We start from the raw sequence: 17,421 nt of genomic DNA, 5'->3' as shown, positions 1-17,421 counted from the left end.
CGCGAGTTCGAGTCTCGTTTCCCGCTCCAAATTCTTCTCTCAATAAAATATCCACAGCGACGCGATGCGTTATTGCTGGTTTTTGTTGTCTCTGACAAACTCTTGTAAACAGAGTTATCCACAGCCTCAGGCTGTAATCTTAATTTCAAAGAAACTTCGCACGGTGAATGGTATTTTTTAACCTATTGATAAATAAGTTAAAAATCAAGATTCCGTTTTGTCGAGTCGATCACTTGACGATTTTATTCGTCTTGAATTGCAATGCGTTTTTATTTTTATTCACAAGCTGTGGATGAATCAGGCGTCACGCGGTAACCCTTTTTCAATCACCCGAACCAGACGCTGTTTTTTCGGCAATTGCACTTCGACTATGCACGCATTTCGTCTCTCTATTTGCTGCGCAATCGCCCACGCTATGTGCTCATCGAGAAGTGGGTGCTCACCTTTACGACTTTCCAGCGCTGTCAAAATCGTTTCATCCCAAGGGGCATTGCCTAATGCCACGGCGATATTACGCAGCCAGCGCAGGTGACCTATACGGCGAATCGCCGATCCTTCCGTGACTTTTAAAAACTTCTCTTCGCTCCAGGCAAATAACTCAATGAGTTCCGGTGCGTGTAGCGGCTTACGCGGGCTGAAATCGTCTTCTGTAGTGAGTTGCGAATAGCGATTCCACGGGCAGATAAGCTGGCAGTCATCGCAACCGTAAATACGGTTTCCCATTAACGGTCGCAACTCTTCCGGGATCGCCCCTTCAAGTTCGATGGTGAGATAAGAGATACAGCGGCGAGCATCGACGGTATATGGCTCGACGATGGCACCGGTCGGGCAAATCGTCATACAGGCCACGCATTTGCCGCATCCTTCCTCGACTGGTTGATCCACGGGCAGCGGAATATCGACCAGCAATTCGCCTAAAAAGAAGAACGAACCGGCCTCGCGATTGAGGATAAGTGAGTGCTTACCTGTCCAGCCGAGCCCAGCTTTTTCAGCTAACGGGCGCTCGAGAATAGGCGCAGAATCGACAAACGGTCTAAAATTCAGCGAAACACAATGTTGCTGAATCATCTCGCCCAGCTTTTTGAGTCGGTTGCGCAGAAGTTTGTGATAGTCACGGCCCAGCGCATAACGGCTAACATAGCCGAGTTTGGGGTTTTTCAGCGTGCTGGCAAATGCGGCGTTAGCAGGAAGGTAATTCATCCGCACGCTGATTACACGCAGCGTACCGGGTAATAACTCATGGGGGCGAGCGCGCAGCATACCGTGACGTGCCATCCAGTCCATTTCGCCGTGGTATTGTTTGTCCAGCCATGCTTGCAGTTTGGGCTCGGACTCGCTGAGATCGGTATCGGTAATACCTACCTGCTGAAAGCCCAGTTCCAGCCCCCACTGTTTAATTTTTTGCGCTAACTGATTGAGATCGAGGGGCTCTGACATGACGGACCATACAATGAAGAAAAACCCCGTAAGTATACCACACACCGTCTGGTACGCCGACGATATCCGCCGCGGAGAACGCGAGGCGGCAGATGTGCTGGGGCTCACACTCTATGAGCTGATGCTTCGCGCTGGCGAGGCCGCATTCCAGGTGTGTCGTTCGGCGTATCCTGACGCCCGCCACTGGCTGGTGCTGTGCGGTCATGGTAATAACGGCGGCGATGGCTACGTGGTCGCGCGACTGGCCAAAGCGGTCGGCATTGAGGTCACGTTGTTGGCCCAGGAGAGCGACAAACCGTTGCCGGAAGAGGCCGCGCTGGCACGCGAAGCATGGTTAAACGCGGGTGGCGAGATCCATGCTTCGAATATTGTCTGGCCCGAATCGGTAGATCTGATTGTTGATGCGCTGCTCGGTACCGGCTTGCAGCAAGCGCCCCGCGAATCCATTAGCCAGTTAATCGACCACGCTAATTCCCATCCTGCGCCGATTGTGGCGGTTGATATCCCTTCCGGCCTGCTGGCTGAAACCGGCGCTACGCCAGGCGCAGTGATCAACGCCGATCACACCATCACTTTTATTGCGCTGAAACTAGGCTTGCTCACTGGAAAAGCGCGGGATGTTACAGGACAACTGCATTTTGACTCACTGGGGCTGGATAGCTGGCTGGCAGGTCAGGAGACGAAAATTCAGCGGTTTTCGGCAGAACAACTTTCTCACTGGCTGAAACCGCGTCGCCCGACTTCGCATAAAGGCGATCACGGGCGGCTGGTGATTATCGGTGGCGATCACGGCACGGCGGGGGCTATTCGTATGACGGGGGAAGCGGCGCTACGTGCTGGTGCTGGTTTAGTCCGAGTACTGACCCGCAGTGAGAACATTGCGCCGCTGCTGACTGCACGACCAGAATTGATGGTGCATGAACTGACTATGGACTCTCTTACCGAAAGCCTGGAATGGGCCGATGTGGTGGTGATTGGTCCCGGTCTGGGCCAGCAAGAGTGGGGGAAAAAAGCCCTGCAAAAAGTTGAGAATTTTCGCAAACCGATGTTGTGGGATGCCGATGCATTGAACCTGCTGGCAATCAATCCCGATAAGCGTCACAATCGCGTGATCACGCCGCATCCTAGCGAGGCCGCACGGTTGTTAGGCTGTTCCGTCGCTGAAATTGAAAGTGACCGCTTACATTGCGCCAAACGTCTGGTACAACGTTATGGCGGCGTAGCGGTGCTGAAAGGTGCCGGAACCGTGGTCGCCGCCCATCCTGACGCTTTAGGCATTATTGATGCCGGAAATGCAGGCATGGCGAGCGGCGGCATGGGCGATGTGCTCTCTGGTATTATTGGCGCATTGCTTGGGCAAAAACTGTCGCCGTATGATGCAGCCTGTGCAGGCTGTGTCGCGCACGGTGCGGCAGCTGACGTACTGGCGGCGCGTTTTGGAACGCGCGGGATGCTGGCAACCGATCTCTTTTCCACGCTACAGCGTATTGTTAACCCGGAAGTGACTGATAAAAACCATGATGAATCGAGTAATTCCGCTCCCTGATGAGCAGGCAACATTAGACCTGGGCGAGCGGGTAGCGAAAGCCTGCGATGGAGCAACCGTAATCTATCTGTATGGCGATTTAGGCGCAGGTAAAACCACCTTTAGCCGGGGCTTTTTACAGGCTCTGGGTCATCAGGGTAATGTCAAAAGCCCCACTTATACGCTGGTCGAACCCTATACGCTCGACAACTTAATGGTCTATCACTTTGATTTGTACCGCCTTGCCGATCCCGAGGAGCTGGAGTTTATGGGGATCCGCGATTATTTTGCCAACGATGCCATCTGCCTTGTGGAGTGGCCACAACAAGGTACAGGTGTTCTTCCTGACCCGGATGTCGAAATACACATTGATTATCAGGCACAAGGCCGTGAGGCGCGCGTGAGTGCGGTTTCCTCTGCGGGTGAATTGTTGCTGGCGCGTTTAGCCGGTTAACCTTTGAAAGGTGGCGGGATGATGTATCGCATCAGAAATTGGTTGGTAGCGACGCTGCTGCTGCTGTGCACGCCGGTGGGTGCCGCGACGCTCTCTGATATTCAGGTTTCTAACGGTAATCAACAGGCACGGATAACGTTGAGTTTTATTGGCGATCCTGATTATGCGTTTAGCCATCAAAGCAAACGCACCGTGGCGCTCGATATCAAACAAACGGGCGTGATTCAGGGACTGCCGTTGTTGTTCAGCGGCAATAATCTGGTGAAGGCGATTCGCTCTGGAACGCCTAAAGATGCACAAACGCTACGGCTGGTGGTCGATCTTACCGAAAACGGTAAAACCGAAGCGGTGAAGCGGCAGAATGGCAGCAATTACACTGTCGTCTTTACGATTAACGCCGATGTGCCGCCACCGCCTCCTCCGCCGCCCGTGGTTGCGAAACGCGTTGAAACGCCTGCGGTTGTCGCACCGCGCGTCAGCGAACCGGCGCGCAATCCGTTTAAAACGGAAAGTAACCGCACTACGGGTGTTATCAGCAGTAATACGGTAACGCGTCCGGCAGCGCGCGCGACGGCTAACACTGGCGATAAAATTATCATCGCTATTGATGCCGGACACGGCGGTCAGGACCCTGGCGCTATCGGCCCCGGTGGTACGCGGGAGAAAAATGTCACCATCGCCATCGCGCGTAAATTGCGTACTTTGCTCAATGACGATCCGATGTTTAAAGGCGTTTTAACCCGTGACGGGGATTACTTTATCTCGGTGATGGGGCGCAGTGATGTGGCACATAAGCAAAACGCCAATTTCCTCGTGTCGATTCACGCTGATGCCGCACCGAACCGCAGTGCGACTGGCGCTTCCGTATTGGTGCTCTCTAACCGTCGCGCCAACAGTGAAATGGCCAGCTGGCTGGAGCAGCACGAGAAACAGTCGGAGCTGCTGGGTGGGGCGGGTGATGTGCTGGCGAACAGTCAGTCTGACCCCTATTTAAGCCAGGCGGTGCTGGATTTACAGTTCGGTCATTCCCAGCGGGTAGGGTATGATGTAGCGACCAGTATGATCAGTCAGTTGCAACGCATTGGCGAAATACATAAACGTCGACCAGAACACGCCAGCCTTGGCGTTCTGCGCTCGCCGGATATCCCATCAGTACTGGTCGAAACCGGTTTTATCAGCAACAACAGCGAAGAACGTTTGCTGGCGAGCGACGATTACCAACAACAGCTGGCAGAAGCCATTTACAAAGGCCTGCGCAATTACTTCCTTGCGCATCCGATGCAATCTGCGCCGCAGGGTGCAACGGCACAAACTGCCAGTACGGTGACGACGCCAGATCGCACGCTGCCAAACTAAGGACGATTGATGCCAATTCAGGTCTTACCGCCACAACTGGCGAACCAGATTGCCGCAGGTGAGGTGGTCGAGCGACCTGCGTCGGTAGTCAAAGAACTAGTGGAAAACAGCCTCGATGCAGGTGCGACGCGTATCGATATTGATATCGAACGCGGTGGGGCGAAACTTATCCGCATTCGTGATAACGGCTGCGGTATCAAAAAAGATGAGCTGGCGCTGGCGCTGGCTCGTCATGCCACCAGTAAAATCGCCTCTCTGGACGATCTCGAAGCCATTATCAGCCTGGGCTTTCGCGGTGAGGCGCTGGCGAGTATCAGTTCGGTTTCCCGCCTGACGCTCACTTCACGCACCGCAGAACAGCAGGAAGCCTGGCAGGCCTATGCCGAAGGACGCGACATGGACGTGACGGTTAAACCGGCGGCGCATCCGGTGGGAACGACGCTGGAGGTGCTGGATCTGTTCTACAACACCCCGGCGCGGCGCAAATTCCTGCGCACCGAGAAAACCGAATTTAGCCATATTGATGAAATCATCCGCCGCATTGCGCTGGCGCGTTTCGACGTCACGATCAACCTGTCGCATAACGGTAAAATTGTGCGTCAGTACCGCGCAGTGCCGGAAGGCGGGCAAAAAGAACGGCGCTTAGGCGCGATTTGCGGCACCGCTTTTCTCGAACAAGCGCTGGCGATTGAATGGCAACACGGCGATCTCACCCTGCGCGGCTGGGTGGCCGATCCAAATCACACTACGCCCGCACTGGCGGAAATTCAGTATTGCTACGTGAATGGTCGCATGATGCGCGATCGCCTGATCAATCATGCGATCCGCCAGGCCTGCGAAGACAAACTGGGGGCCGATCAGCAACCGGCATTTGTGTTGTATCTGGAGATCGACCCGCATCAGGTGGACGTCAACGTACACCCCGCCAAACACGAAGTGCGTTTCCATCAGTCGCGTCTGGTGCATGATTTTATCTATCAGGGCGTGCTGAGCGTGCTACAACAGCAACTGGAAACGCCGCTACCGCTGGACGATGAACCACAACCCGCACCGCGTGCCATCCCGGAAAACCGCGTGGCGGCGGGGCGCAATCACTTTGCAGAACCGGCAGCTCGTGAGCCGGTAGCTCCGCGCTACTCTCCTGCGCCCGCCTCAGGCAGTCGTCCGGCTGCCCCCTGGCCGAATGCGCAGCCAGGCTACCAGAAACAGCAAGGTGAAGTGTATCGCCAGCTTTTGCAAACGCCCGCGCCGATGCAAAAACCAAAAGCGCCGGAACCGCAGGAACCTGCACTTGCGGCGAACAGTCAGAGTTTTGGTCGGGTACTGACTATCGTCCATTCCGACTGTGCGTTGCTGGAGCGCGATGGCAACATTTCACTTTTATCCTTGCCAGTGGCAGAACGTTGGCTGCGTCAGGCACAATTGACGCCGGGTGAAGCGCCCGTTTGCGCCCAGCCGCTGCTGATTCCGTTGCGGCTAAAAGTTTCTGGCGAAGAAAAATCGGCATTAGAAAAAGCGCAGTCTGCCCTAGCGGAATTGGGTATTGATTTCCAGTCAGATGCACAGCATGTGACCATCAGGGCCGTGCCTTTACCCTTACGCCAACAAAATTTACAAATCTTGATTCCTGAACTGATAGGCTACCTGGCGAAGCAGTCCGTATTCGAACCTGGCAATATTGCGCAGTGGATTGCACGAAATCTGATGAGCGAACATGCGCAGTGGTCAATGGCACAGGCCATAACCCTGCTGGCGGACGTGGAACGGTTATGTCCGCAACTTGTGAAAACGCCGCCGGGTGGTCTGTTACAATCTGTTGATTTACATCCGGCGATAAAAGCCCTGAAAGATGAGTGATATCAGTAAGGCGAGCCTGCCTAAGGCGATTTTTTTGATGGGGCCGACGGCCTCCGGTAAAACGGCGTTAGCCATTGAGCTGCGTAAAATTTTACCAGTAGAGTTGATAAGCGTTGATTCTGCCCTTATTTACAAAGGGATGGATATCGGGACGGCGAAGCCGAACGCTGAAGAGTTACTCGCCGCGCCGCACCGATTGCTGGATATTCGCGATCCGTCGCAGGCTTACTCGGCTGCTGATTTTCGCCGCGATGCGCTGGCGGAAATGGCCGATATCACCGCGGCGGGGCGGATCCCACTGTTAGTGGGCGGTACGATGTTGTATTTCAAGGCATTGCTGGAAGGGTTGTCGCCGCTACCGTCGGCAGACCCGGAAGTGCGGGCCAGAATTGAGCAACAGGCGGCAGAGCAAGGTTGGGAGTCATTGCATCGTCAACTTCAGGAGGTAGATCCGGTTGCGGCAGCAAGGATTCATCCAAATGATCCACAAAGGCTTTCCCGGGCACTGGAAGTTTTTTTTATTTCGGGTAAAACTTTAACGGAACTGACGCAAACGTCAGGAGACGCTCTACCGTATCAGGTGCATCAGTTCGCCATCGCCCCGGCGAGCCGTGAACTGCTCCATCAACGCATTGAGCAGCGTTTTCATCAGATGTTGGCTTCAGGTTTTGAAGCAGAAGTCCGGGCGCTTTTTGCCCGAGGAGATTTGCATACGGACTTGCCTTCCATTCGTTGCGTGGGTTATCGCCAGATGTGGTCTTACCTTGAAGGCGAAATCTCATACGATGAAATGGTTTATCGAGGTGTTTGCGCCACGAGACAGTTGGCGAAGCGGCAGATAACCTGGCTGCGTGGTTGGGAAGGGGTTCACTGGCTTGACAGTGAAAAACCAGAACAGGCGCGTGACGAAGTATTACAGGTTGTTGGTGCTATCGCAGGCTGAATGTGTACAATTGAGACGTATCGTGCGCAATTTTTTCAGAATCGAAAGGTTCAAAGTACAAATAAGCATATAAGGAAAAGAGAGAATGGCTAAGGGGCAATCTTTACAAGATCCGTTCCTGAACGCACTGCGTCGGGAACGTGTTCCAGTTTCTATTTATTTGGTGAATGGTATTAAGCTGCAAGGGCAAATCGAGTCTTTTGATCAGTTCGTGATCCTGTTGAAAAACACGGTCAGCCAGATGGTTTACAAGCACGCGATTTCTACTGTTGTCCCATCTCGCCCGGTTTCTCATCACAGTAACAACGCCGGTGGCGGTACCAGCAGTAACTACCATCATGGTAGCAGCGCACAGAATACTTCCGCGCAACAGGACAGCGAAGAAACCGAATAAGGTTTCGGGCTGTTTTTTTACACGGGGAGCCAGCGATCCTGCGTTCCCCGCTGATCTATTTAGAGGGTTATACGCTTGTTTGACCGTTATGATGCTGGTGAGCAGGCGGTACTGGTACACATCTATTTTACGCAAGACAAAGATATGGAAGACCTCCAGGAGTTTGAATCTCTGGTCTCTTCCGCCGGTGTCGAAGCATTGCAGGTGATTACCGGTAGCCGTAAAGCGCCGCACCCAAAGTATTTTGTAGGTGAAGGTAAAGCAGTTGAAATTGCGGAAGCTGTCAAAGCGACGGGTGCTTCGGTCGTTCTTTTTGACCATGCCCTGAGCCCGGCGCAAGAGCGTAACCTGGAGCGTTTGTGCGAGTGTCGTGTTATCGACCGCACCGGCCTTATTTTAGATATTTTCGCCCAACGTGCGCGTACCCATGAGGGTAAGTTGCAGGTTGAGCTGGCGCAGCTGCGCCATCTGGCTACGCGCCTGGTGCGTGGCTGGACCCACCTTGAAAGACAGAAAGGCGGGATAGGTTTGCGTGGTCCGGGTGAAACCCAGCTCGAAACCGACCGTCGTTTGTTGCGTAATCGCATCGTGCAGATACAGTCGCGCCTGGAAAGAGTTGAAAAGCAGCGTGAGCAGGGGCGGCAATCGCGTATCAAAGCCGACGTTCCTACTGTTTCGCTGGTGGGATATACCAACGCCGGTAAATCTACCCTTTTCAATCGCATCACCGAAGCGCGGGTCTACGCGGCAGACCAGTTGTTTGCCACCCTCGACCCGACGTTGCGGCGTATTGACGTTGCAGATGTCGGTGAAACCGTACTTGCAGATACCGTAGGGTTTATTCGCCACCTGCCGCACGATCTGGTGGCAGCATTTAAAGCCACGTTACAAGAGACGCGGCAAGCCACATTACTGCTGCACGTCATTGATGCGGCGGATGTGCGTGTACAAGAAAACATCGAAGCGGTGAATACGGTTCTTGAAGAGATCGACGCTCACGAGATCCCAACCCTGCTGGTGATGAACAAGATCGATATGCTGGAAGATTTCGAACCGCGTATTGATCGGGACGAAGAGAACAAACCGATCCGTGTCTGGCTTTCCGCACAGACCGGAGCGGGGATACCACAGCTTTTTCAGGCTTTGACGGAGCGGCTTTCCGGCGAGGTGGCGCAGCATACATTGCGTCTGCCACCGCAGGAAGGGCGTCTGAGGAGTCGTTTTTATCAGCTTCAGGCAATAGAAAAAGAGTGGATGGAGGAGGACGGCAGCGTAAGTCTGCAAGTTCGTATGCCGATCGTTGACTGGCGTCGCCTCTGTAAACAAGAACCGGCGTTGATCGATTACCTGATCTAACGGCGTAGCGTCTGAAGCGTGGAGTCATATCCTCTGGCGTCGAAAGACAACAGGGATCACCGCATAACAAATATGGAGCACAAACATGGCGTGGAATCAGCCCGGTAATAACGGACAAGACCGCGACCCGTGGGGAAGCAGCAAACCTGGCGGCAACTCTGAGGGAAATGGAAACAAAGGCGGTCGCGATCAAGGGCCACCTGATTTAGATGATATCTTCCGCAAACTGAGCAAAAAGCTCGGTGGTCTGGGCGGCGGTAAAGGCACCGGATCTGGCGGTGGCAGTTCATCGCAAGGCCCGCGCCCGCAGCTTGGCGGTCGTGTCGTTACCATCGCAGCGGCAGCGATTGTCATTATCTGGGCGGCCAGTGGTTTCTATACCATTAAAGAAGCCGAACGCGGCGTGGTAACACGCTTTGGTAAATTCAGCCATCTGGTTGAGCCGGGTCTGAACTGGAAACCGACGTTTATCGACGAAGTCAAACCGGTGAACGTGGAAGCCGTGCGTGAACTGGCCGCTTCTGGTGTGATGCTGACGTCGGACGAGAACGTAGTGCGCGTTGAGATGAACGTGCAGTACCGCGTCACCAATCCGGAAAAATATCTGTATAGCGTGACCAGCCCGGATGACAGCCTGCGTCAGGCTACCGACAGCGCCCTGCGTGGAGTTATCGGTAAATACACCATGGACCGCATTCTGACGGAAGGTCGTACCGTGATTCGTAGCGATACTCAGCGCGAACTGGAAGAGACGATTCGTCCGTATGACATGGGTATCACGCTGCTGGACGTCAACTTCCAGGCTGCTCGTCCGCCGGAAGAAGTAAAAGCGGCGTTTGACGATGCGATTGCCGCGCGTGAAAACGAACAGCAATACATTCGTGAAGCAGAAGCGTATACCAACGAAGTTCAGCCGCGTGCGAACGGTCAGGCGCAACGTATCCTCGAAGAGGCGCGTGCGTACAAGGCCCAGACCATCCTGGAAGCTCAGGGTGAAGTGGCGCGCTTTGCTAAACTTCTGCCGGAATATAAAGCCGCGCCGGAAATTACTCGCGAGCGTCTGTATATCGAGACGATGGAAAAAGTGTTGGGTAACACCCGCAAAGTGCTGGTTAACGATAAAGGTGGCAACCTGATGGTTCTGCCGTTAGACCAGATGCTGAAAGGTGGTAACGCCCCTGCGGCGAAGAGCGATAACGGTGCCAGCAATCTGCTGCGTCTGCCGCCAGCCTCTTCCTCCACAACCAGTGGAGCAAGCAACACGTCGTCCACCAGTCAGGGCGATATTATGGACCAACGCCGCGCCAACGCGCAGCGTAACGACTACCAGCGTCAGGGGGAATAACGATGCGTAAGTCAGTTATCGCGATTATCATCATCGTGCTGGTAGTGCTTTACATGTCTGTCTTTGTCGTCAAAGAAGGTGAGCGTGGTATTACGCTGCGTTTTGGTAAGGTACTGCGTGACGATGACAACAAACCTTTGGTTTATGAGCCTGGTCTGCATTTCAAGATACCGTTCATTGAAACGGTGAAAATGCTCGACGCACGTATTCAGACCATGGACAACCAGGCCGACCGCTTTGTGACCAAAGAGAAGAAAGACCTGATCGTCGACTCTTACATCAAATGGCGCATCAGCGATTTCAGCCGTTACTACCTGGCAACGGGTGGTGGCGACATTTCGCAAGCGGAAGTGCTGTTGAAACGTAAGTTCTCTGACCGTCTGCGTTCTGAAATTGGTCGCCTGGACGTGAAAGATATCGTCACCGATTCCCGTGGTCGTCTGACCCTCGAAGTACGTGACGCGCTGAACTCCGGTTCTGCGGGTACAGAAGATGAAGTTACTACCCCGGCAGCAGATAACGCCATTGCCGAAGCGGCAGAGCGCGTAACGGCTGAGACGAAGGGCAAAGTTCCGGTCATCAACCCGAACAGTATGGCGGCGCTGGGTATTGAAGTTGTCGATGTGCGTATCAAGCAGATCAACCTGCCGACCGAAGTGTCTGAAGCGATCTACAACCGTATGCGCGCCGAGCGTGAAGCGGTAGCGCGTCGTCACCGTTCACAAGGTCAGGAAGAAGCGGAAAAACTGCGCGCGACTGCCGACTATGAAGTGACCAGAACGCTGGCAGAAGCTGAGCGTCAGGGCCGCATTATGCGTGGTGAAGGCGATGCCGAAGCAGCCAAACTGTTTGCTGATGCATTCAGTAAAGATCCGGACTTCTACGCATTCATCCGTAGCCTGCGTGCTTATGAGAACAGCTTCTCTGGCAATCAGGACGTGATGGTCATGAGCCCGGATAGCGATTTCTTCCGCTACATGAAGACGCCGACTTCCGCAACGCGTTAATATAACGACTGCGGTACAGGTCAATAAAGCCACCGCATCCTCAGGGATGTCGGTGGTTTTCTTTTTCTATAAGGATAATGAATGAATTCGACAATCTGGCTGGCGCTTGCCCTGGTTTTGGTACTGGAAGGTTTAGGGCCGATGCTTTACCCGAAGGCATGGAAGAAGATGATCTCTGCGATGACCAATTTGCCCGATAATATTTTACGTCGTTTTGGCGGTGGACTTGTGGTTGCGGGCGTTGTGGTCTACTACATGTTGAGGAAAACGATTGGCTGAACAAAAAACAGACTGTTCGAGGTCATTTTTGAGTGCAAAAAGTGCTGTAACTCTGAAAAAGCGATGGTAGAATCCATTTTTAAGCAAACGGTGATTTTGAAAAATGGGTAACAACGTCGTCGTACTGGGCACCCAATGGGGTGACGAAGGTAAAGGTAAGATCGTCGATCTTCTGACTGAACGGGCTAAATATGTTGTACGCTACCAGGGCGGTCACAACGCAGGCCATACTCTCGTAATCAACGGTGAAAAAACCGTTCTCCATCTTATTCCATCAGGTATTCTCCGCGAGAATGTAACCAGCATCATCGGTAACGGTGTTGTGCTGTCTCCGGCCGCGCTGATGAAAGAGATGAAAGAACTGGAAGACCGTGGCATCCCCGTTCGTGAGCGTCTGCTGCTGTCTGAAGCATGTCCGCTGATCCTTGATTATCACGTTGCGCTGGATAACGCGCGTGAGAAAGCGCGTGGCGCGAAAGCGATCGGCACCACCGGTCGTGGTATCGGGCCTGCTTATGAAGATAAAGTGGCACGTCGCGGTCTGCGTGTTGGCGACCTTTTCGACAAAGAAACCTTCGCTGAAAAACTGAAAGAAGTGATGGAATATCACAACTTCCAGTTGGTTAACTACTACAAAGCTGAAGCGGTTGATTACCAGAAAGTTCTGGATGATACGATGGCTGTTGCCGACATCCTGACTTCTATGGTGGTTGACGTTTCTGACCTGCTCGACCAGGCGCGTCAGCGTGGCGATTTCGTCATGTTCGAAGGTGCGCAGGGTACGCTGCTGGATATCGACCACGGTACTTATCCGTACGTAACTTCTTCCAACACCACTGCTGGTGGCGTGGCGACCGGTTCCGGCCTGGGCCCGCGTTATGTTGATTACGTTCTGGGTATCCTCAAAGCTTACTCAACTCGTGTAGGTGCAGGTCCTTTCCCGGCCGAACTGTTTGATGAAACTGGCGAGTTCCTCTGCAAGCAGGGTAACGAATTCGGTGCAACTACGGGTCGTCGTCGTCGTACCGGCTGGCTGGACACCGTTGCCGTTCGTCGTGCGGTACAGCTGAACTCCCTGTCTGGCTTCTGCCTGACTAAACTGGACGTTCTGGATGGCCTGAAAGAGGTTAAACTCTGCGTGGCTTACCGTATGCCGGATGGTCGCGAAGTGACTACCACTCCGCTGGCAGCTGACGACTGGAAAGGTGTAGAGCCGATTTACGAAACCATGCCGGGCTGGTCTGAATCCACTTTCGGCGTGAAAGATCGTAGCGGCCTGCCGCAGGCGGCGCTGAACTACATCAAGCGTATTGAAGAGCTGACCGGTGTGCCGATCGATATCATCTCTACCGGTCCGGATCGTACTGAAACCATGATTCTGCGCGACCCGTTCGACGCGTAATTCTGGTACGCCTGGCAGATATTTTGCCTGCCGGGCTAACAGTGTGATACATTGCTGTGTCGGTTAAGCCATTACGCTATCCGACACAGTGTTAAATCCTCGCTTTTTTCCTTCCCCGAACTGAAATAAATTAGCGACACAGCTTGTGGCTGGTTTATCATCAATATAAATGTATTTTTTCCCGATTTCCCTTTTGAGGTTGATGTGCAGTTAACGAGTTTCACTGATTACGGATTACGTGCGCTGATCTACATGGCGTCATTGCCAGAAGGGCGGATGACCAGTATTTCTGAAGTGACTGACGTCTACGGCGTCTCCCGTAATCATATGGTCAAAATAATCAATCAACTTAGTCGTGCCGGCTACGTGACTGCTGTTCGTGGAAAAAATGGCGGCATTCGCCTGGGTAAACCGGCGAGTGCGATACGTATTGGTGATGTGGTGCGCGAGCTGGAGCCCTTATCGCTGGTGAATTGCAGCAGTGAGTTTTGCCACATTACACCTGCCTGTCGGTTGAAACAGGCGCTTTCTAAGGCCGTGCAAAGTTTTCTTACGGAACTGGATAACTACACGCTTGCCGATTTGGTTGAAGAGAATCAACCGCTTTATAAATTATTGCTGTTGGAGTGACGAAAATCTTCATCAGAGATGACAACGGAGGAACCGAGATGTCACAAGATCCTTTCCAGGGACGCGAAGCTGAAAAATACGCGAATCCCATCCCTAGTCGGGAATTTATCCTCGAACATTTAACCAAACGTGAAAAACCGGCCAGCCGTGATGAGCTGGCGGTAGAACTGCACATTGAAGGCGAAGAGCAGCTTGAAGGCCTGCGTCGCCGCCTGCGCGCGATGGAGCGCGATGGTCAACTGGTCTTCACTCGTCGTCAGTGCTATGCGCTGCCGGAACGCCTCGACCTGGTGAAAGGTACCGTTATTGGCCACCGTGATGGCTACGGCTTTCTGCGGGTTGAAGGGCGTAAAGATGATTTGTATCTCTCCAGCGAGCAGATGAAAACCTGCATTCATGGCGATCAGGTGCTGGCGCAGCCGCTGGGTGCTGACCGTAAAGGTCGTCGTGAAGCGCGTATTGTCCGCGTACTGGTGCCAAAAACCAGCCAGATTGTTGGTCGCTACTTTACCGAAGCGGGCGTCGGCTTTGTGGTTCCTGACGATAGCCGTCTGAGCTTCGATATCTTAATCCCGCCCGATCAGATCATGGGCGCGCGGATGGGCTTTGTGGTCGTAGTCGAACTGACTCAGCGTCCGACTCGCCGCACCAAAGCGGTGGGTAAAATCGTCGAAGTGCTGGGCGACAATATGGGCACCGGCATGGCGGTTGATATCGCTCTGCGTACCCATGAAATTCCGTATATCTGGCCGCAGGCTGTTGAGCAACAGGTTGCGGGGCTGAAAGAAGAAGTGCCGGAAGAAGCAAAAGCGGGCCGTGTCGATTTGCGCGATTTACCGCTGGTCACCATTGATGGCGAAGACGCCCGTGACTTTGACGATGCAGTTTACTGCGAGAAAAAACGCGGCGGCGGCTGGCGTTTATGGGTCGCGATTGCCGACGTCAGCTACTATGTGCGTCCGCCAACGCCGCTGGACAGAGAAGCGCGTAACCGTGGCACGTCGGTGTACTTCCCTTCGCAGGTTATCCCGATGCTGCCGGAAGTGCTCTCTAACGGCCTGTGTTCGCTCAACCCGCAGGTAGACCGCCTGTGTATGGTGTGCGAGATGACGGTTTCGTCGAAAGGCCGCCTGACGGGCTACAAATTCTACGAAGCGGTGATGAGCTCTCACGCGCGTCTGACCTACACCAAAGTCTGGCATATTCTGCAGGGCGATCAGGATCTGCGCGAGCAGTACGCCCCGCTGGTTAAGCATCTCGAAGAGTTGCATAACCTCTATAAAGTGCTGGATAAAGCCCGTGAAGAACGCGGTGGGATCTCATTTGAGAGCGAAGAAGCGAAGTTCATTTTCAACGCTGAACGCCGTATTGAACGTATCGAACAGACCCAGCGTAACGACGCGCACAAATTAATTGAAGAGTGCATGATTCTGGCGAATATCTCGGCGGCGCGTTTCGTTGAGAAAGCGAAAGAACCGGCACTGTTCCGTATTCACGACAAGCCGAGCACCGAAGCGATTACCTCTTTCCGTTCAGTGCTGGCGGAGCTGGGGCTGGAGCTGCCGGGTGGTAACAAGCCGGAACCGCGTGACTACGCGGAACTGCTGGAGTCGGTTGCCGACCGTCCTGATGCAGAAATGCTGCAAACCATGCTGCTACGCTCGATGAAACAGGCGATTTACGATCCAGAAAACCGTGGTCACTTCGGTCTGGCATTGCAGTCCTATGCGCACTTTACTTCGCCGATTCGTCGTTATCCTGACCTGACGCTGCACCGCGCCATTAAATATCTGCTGGCGAAAGAGCAGGGGCATCAGGGCAACACCACTGAAACCGGCGGCTACCATTATTCGATGGAAGAGATGTTGCAACTGGGTCAGCACTGTTCGATGGCGGAACGTCGTGCCGACGAAGCAACGCGCGATGTCGCTGACTGGCTGAAGTGTGACTTCATGCTCGACCAGGTAGGTAACGTCTTTAAAGGCGTAATTTCCAGCGTCACTGGCTTTGGCTTCTTCGTCCGTCTGGACGACTTGTTCATTGATGGTCTGGTCCATGTCTCTTCGCTGGACAATGACTACTATCGCTTTGACCAGGTAGGGCAACGCCTGATGGGGGAATCCAGCGGCCAGACTTATCGCCTGGGCGATCGCGTGGAAGTTCGCGTCGAAGCGGTTAATATGGACGAGCGCAAAATCGACTTTAGTCTGATCTCCAGTGAACGCGCACCGCGCAACGTCGGTAAAACGGCGCGCGAGAAAGCGAAAAAAGGCGATGCAGGCAAAAAAGGCGGCAAGCGTCGTCAGGTCGGTAAAAAGGTAAACTTTGAGCCAGACAGCGCCTTCCGCGGTGAGAAAAAAACGAAGCCGAAAGCGGCGAAGAAAGACGCGAGAAAAGCGAAAAAGCCATCGGCGAAAACGCAGAAAATAGCCGCAGCGACCAAAGCGAAGCGTGCGGCGAAGAAAAAAGTGGCAGAGTGATCAATACCCTCTTTAAAAGAAGAGGGTTAGATTGCTGACAAAATGCGCTTTGTTCATGCCGGATGCGGCGTGAACGCCTTATCCGGCCTACATAATCACGCAAATTCAATATATTGCAGAGATCATGTAGGCCGGATAAACGTAGTGCATCAGGCAAAACGTAAACAACGAGTACATTAATGAGCGAAATGATTTACGGCATCCACGCAGTGCAGGCCCTGCTGGAGCGCGCCCCTGAACGTTTTCAGGAAGTCTTTATTTTAAAAGGCCGTGAAGATAAACGTCTGTTACCGCTGATTCACGCCCTTGAGTCTCAGGGCGTGGTTATCCAGTTGGCAAACCGCCAATATCTCGACGAGAAAAGCGACGGTGCCGTGCATCAGGGCATTATCGCCCGCGTGAAGCCAGGACGTCAGTATCAGGAAAACGATCTGCCGGATCTGATCGCTTCGCTCGATCAACCGTTCCTGCTGATCCTCGACGGCGTAACCGATCCGCACAACCTCGGCGCGTGCCTGCGTAGTGCGGACGCCGCAGGCGTTCATGCGGTGATTGTGCCGAAAGATCGCTCCGCACAGCTCAACGCTACGGCGAAAAAAGTAGCCTGCGGCGCGGCAGAAAGCGTTCCGCTGATTCGGGTGACTAACCTTGCGCGCACCATGCGTATGTTGCAGGAAGAGAATATCTGGATCGTCGGTACGGCAGGCGAGGCGGATCATACACTCTATCAGAGCAAAATGACCGGACGCCTGGCGCTGGTGATGGGCGCGGAAGGTGAAGGTATGCGTCGCCTGACCCGTGAACATTGCGATGAGTTGATCAGCATCCCAATGGCAGGAAGTGTTTCTTCCCTGAACGTTTCGGTTGCAACCGGAATTTGCTTATTTGAAGCGGTTCGTCAGCGCAGCTAGTTCCTCTGAATTATGAAAAGCCATCCAGATTTGGATGGTTTTTTT

General features: G+C 53.6%; 16 protein-coding genes. 15 read left to right on the top strand and 1 reads right to left on the bottom strand.

The genetic code is table 11. The features are described from left to right. Positions 1 to 261: 261 nt before the first annotated feature. Positions 262 to 315, top strand: a complete 54-nt coding sequence (locus ACUU1I_RS14010; RefSeq protein WP_010723271.1) for a hypothetical protein — start codon at positions 262 to 264, stop codon at positions 313 to 315. Here ACUU1I_RS14010 and queG read toward each other — a convergent pair. Then, complete coding sequence (queG, locus tag ACUU1I_RS14005; protein ID WP_001294213.1) at positions 298 to 1,437, bottom strand: tRNA epoxyqueuosine(34) reductase QueG; 1,140 nt, start codon at positions 1,435 to 1,437, stop codon at positions 298 to 300. The genes ACUU1I_RS14010 and queG overlap by 18 nt on opposite strands. Here queG and nnr point away from each other — a divergent pair. The 14 genes from nnr to rlmB all read left to right on the top strand — a co-directional run bounded on the left by nnr (position 1,436) and on the right by rlmB (position 17,376). Continuing rightward, entirely contained in the window at positions 1,436 to 2,983 is a 1,548-nt protein-coding gene (gene nnr / locus ACUU1I_RS14000) for a bifunctional ADP-dependent NAD(P)H-hydrate dehydratase/NAD(P)H-hydrate epimerase (protein WP_000129532.1), read from the top strand. The two genes, queG and nnr, sit on opposite strands and share 2 nt — an antisense overlap. After that, positions 2,955 to 3,416, top strand: coding sequence for a tRNA (adenosine(37)-N6)-threonylcarbamoyltransferase complex ATPase subunit type 1 TsaE (gene tsaE / locus ACUU1I_RS13995; protein ID WP_000981977.1), 462 nt, complete (start codon positions 2,955 to 2,957; stop codon positions 3,414 to 3,416). Before nnr ends, tsaE begins: the two co-directional genes overlap by 29 nt. Positions 3,417 to 3,434: 18 nt before the next feature. Then, complete coding sequence (gene amiB, locus ACUU1I_RS13990; RefSeq protein ID WP_000990324.1) at positions 3,435 to 4,772, top strand: N-acetylmuramoyl-L-alanine amidase AmiB; 1,338 nt, start codon at positions 3,435 to 3,437, stop codon at positions 4,770 to 4,772. A 9-nt stretch (positions 4,773 to 4,781) separates the two neighbouring features. Further along, positions 4,782 to 6,629 (top strand): DNA mismatch repair endonuclease MutL, encoded by a 1,848-nt coding sequence (gene mutL / locus ACUU1I_RS13985; RefSeq protein ID WP_001122490.1) that lies wholly within the window; start codon positions 4,782 to 4,784, stop codon positions 6,627 to 6,629. Further along, a complete protein-coding gene (miaA, locus tag ACUU1I_RS13980; RefSeq protein WP_001280345.1) occupies positions 6,622 to 7,572 on the top strand; it encodes a tRNA (adenosine(37)-N6)-dimethylallyltransferase MiaA in 951 nt (316 codons plus the stop codon). Before mutL ends, miaA begins: the two co-directional genes overlap by 8 nt. 85 nt (positions 7,573 to 7,657) lie before the next feature. Further along, positions 7,658 to 7,966, top strand: a complete 309-nt coding sequence (gene hfq, locus ACUU1I_RS13975; protein WP_001051883.1) for an RNA chaperone Hfq — start codon at positions 7,658 to 7,660, stop codon at positions 7,964 to 7,966. A 75-nt stretch (positions 7,967 to 8,041) separates the two neighbouring features. Further along, on the top strand, positions 8,042 to 9,322 hold the full coding sequence (gene hflX / locus ACUU1I_RS13970; RefSeq protein WP_000460360.1) for a ribosome rescue GTPase HflX: 1,281 nt from the start codon (positions 8,042 to 8,044) through the stop codon (positions 9,320 to 9,322). An 85-nt stretch (positions 9,323 to 9,407) separates the two neighbouring features. Further along, entirely contained in the window at positions 9,408 to 10,667 is a 1,260-nt protein-coding gene (gene hflK / locus ACUU1I_RS13965; RefSeq protein WP_000312488.1) for an FtsH protease activity modulator HflK, read from the top strand. Positions 10,668 to 10,669: 2 nt separating this feature from the next. Then, positions 10,670 to 11,674 carry a protease modulator HflC gene (gene hflC / locus ACUU1I_RS13960; RefSeq protein ID WP_001232412.1) on the top strand — a complete coding sequence of 335 codons (1,005 nt, stop codon included), beginning with the start codon at positions 10,670 to 10,672 and terminating at the stop codon, positions 11,672 to 11,674. An 81-nt stretch (positions 11,675 to 11,755) separates the two neighbouring features. Then, positions 11,756 to 11,953 carry a DUF2065 domain-containing protein gene (locus tag ACUU1I_RS13955; protein WP_001089295.1) on the top strand — a complete coding sequence of 66 codons (198 nt, stop codon included), beginning with the start codon at positions 11,756 to 11,758 and terminating at the stop codon, positions 11,951 to 11,953. 103 nt (positions 11,954 to 12,056) lie between these two features. After that, entirely contained in the window at positions 12,057 to 13,355 is a 1,299-nt protein-coding gene (gene purA, locus ACUU1I_RS13950) for an adenylosuccinate synthase (protein WP_000527949.1), read from the top strand. Positions 13,356 to 13,559: 204 nt separating this feature from the next. Further along, a complete protein-coding gene (nsrR, locus tag ACUU1I_RS13945; RefSeq protein WP_001177638.1) occupies positions 13,560 to 13,985 on the top strand; it encodes a nitric oxide-sensing transcriptional repressor NsrR in 426 nt (141 codons plus the stop codon). A gap of 38 nt (positions 13,986 to 14,023) precedes the next feature. Next, positions 14,024 to 16,465: a ribonuclease R gene (gene rnr, locus ACUU1I_RS13940; protein WP_000076363.1), complete on the top strand. Its 2,442-nt coding sequence runs from the start codon at positions 14,024 to 14,026 to the stop codon at positions 16,463 to 16,465. A 179-nt stretch (positions 16,466 to 16,644) separates the two neighbouring features. Continuing rightward, positions 16,645 to 17,376, top strand: a complete 732-nt coding sequence (gene rlmB, locus ACUU1I_RS13935; protein ID WP_001293282.1) for a 23S rRNA (guanosine(2251)-2'-O)-methyltransferase RlmB — start codon at positions 16,645 to 16,647, stop codon at positions 17,374 to 17,376. Positions 17,377 to 17,421 lie beyond the last annotated feature (45 nt).

The organism is Shigella sp. SIG3 (assembly GCF_053555855.1).
Note: the sequence above shows the minus strand (reverse complement) of the source record. Positions and strands in the feature narration are given on the sequence as shown.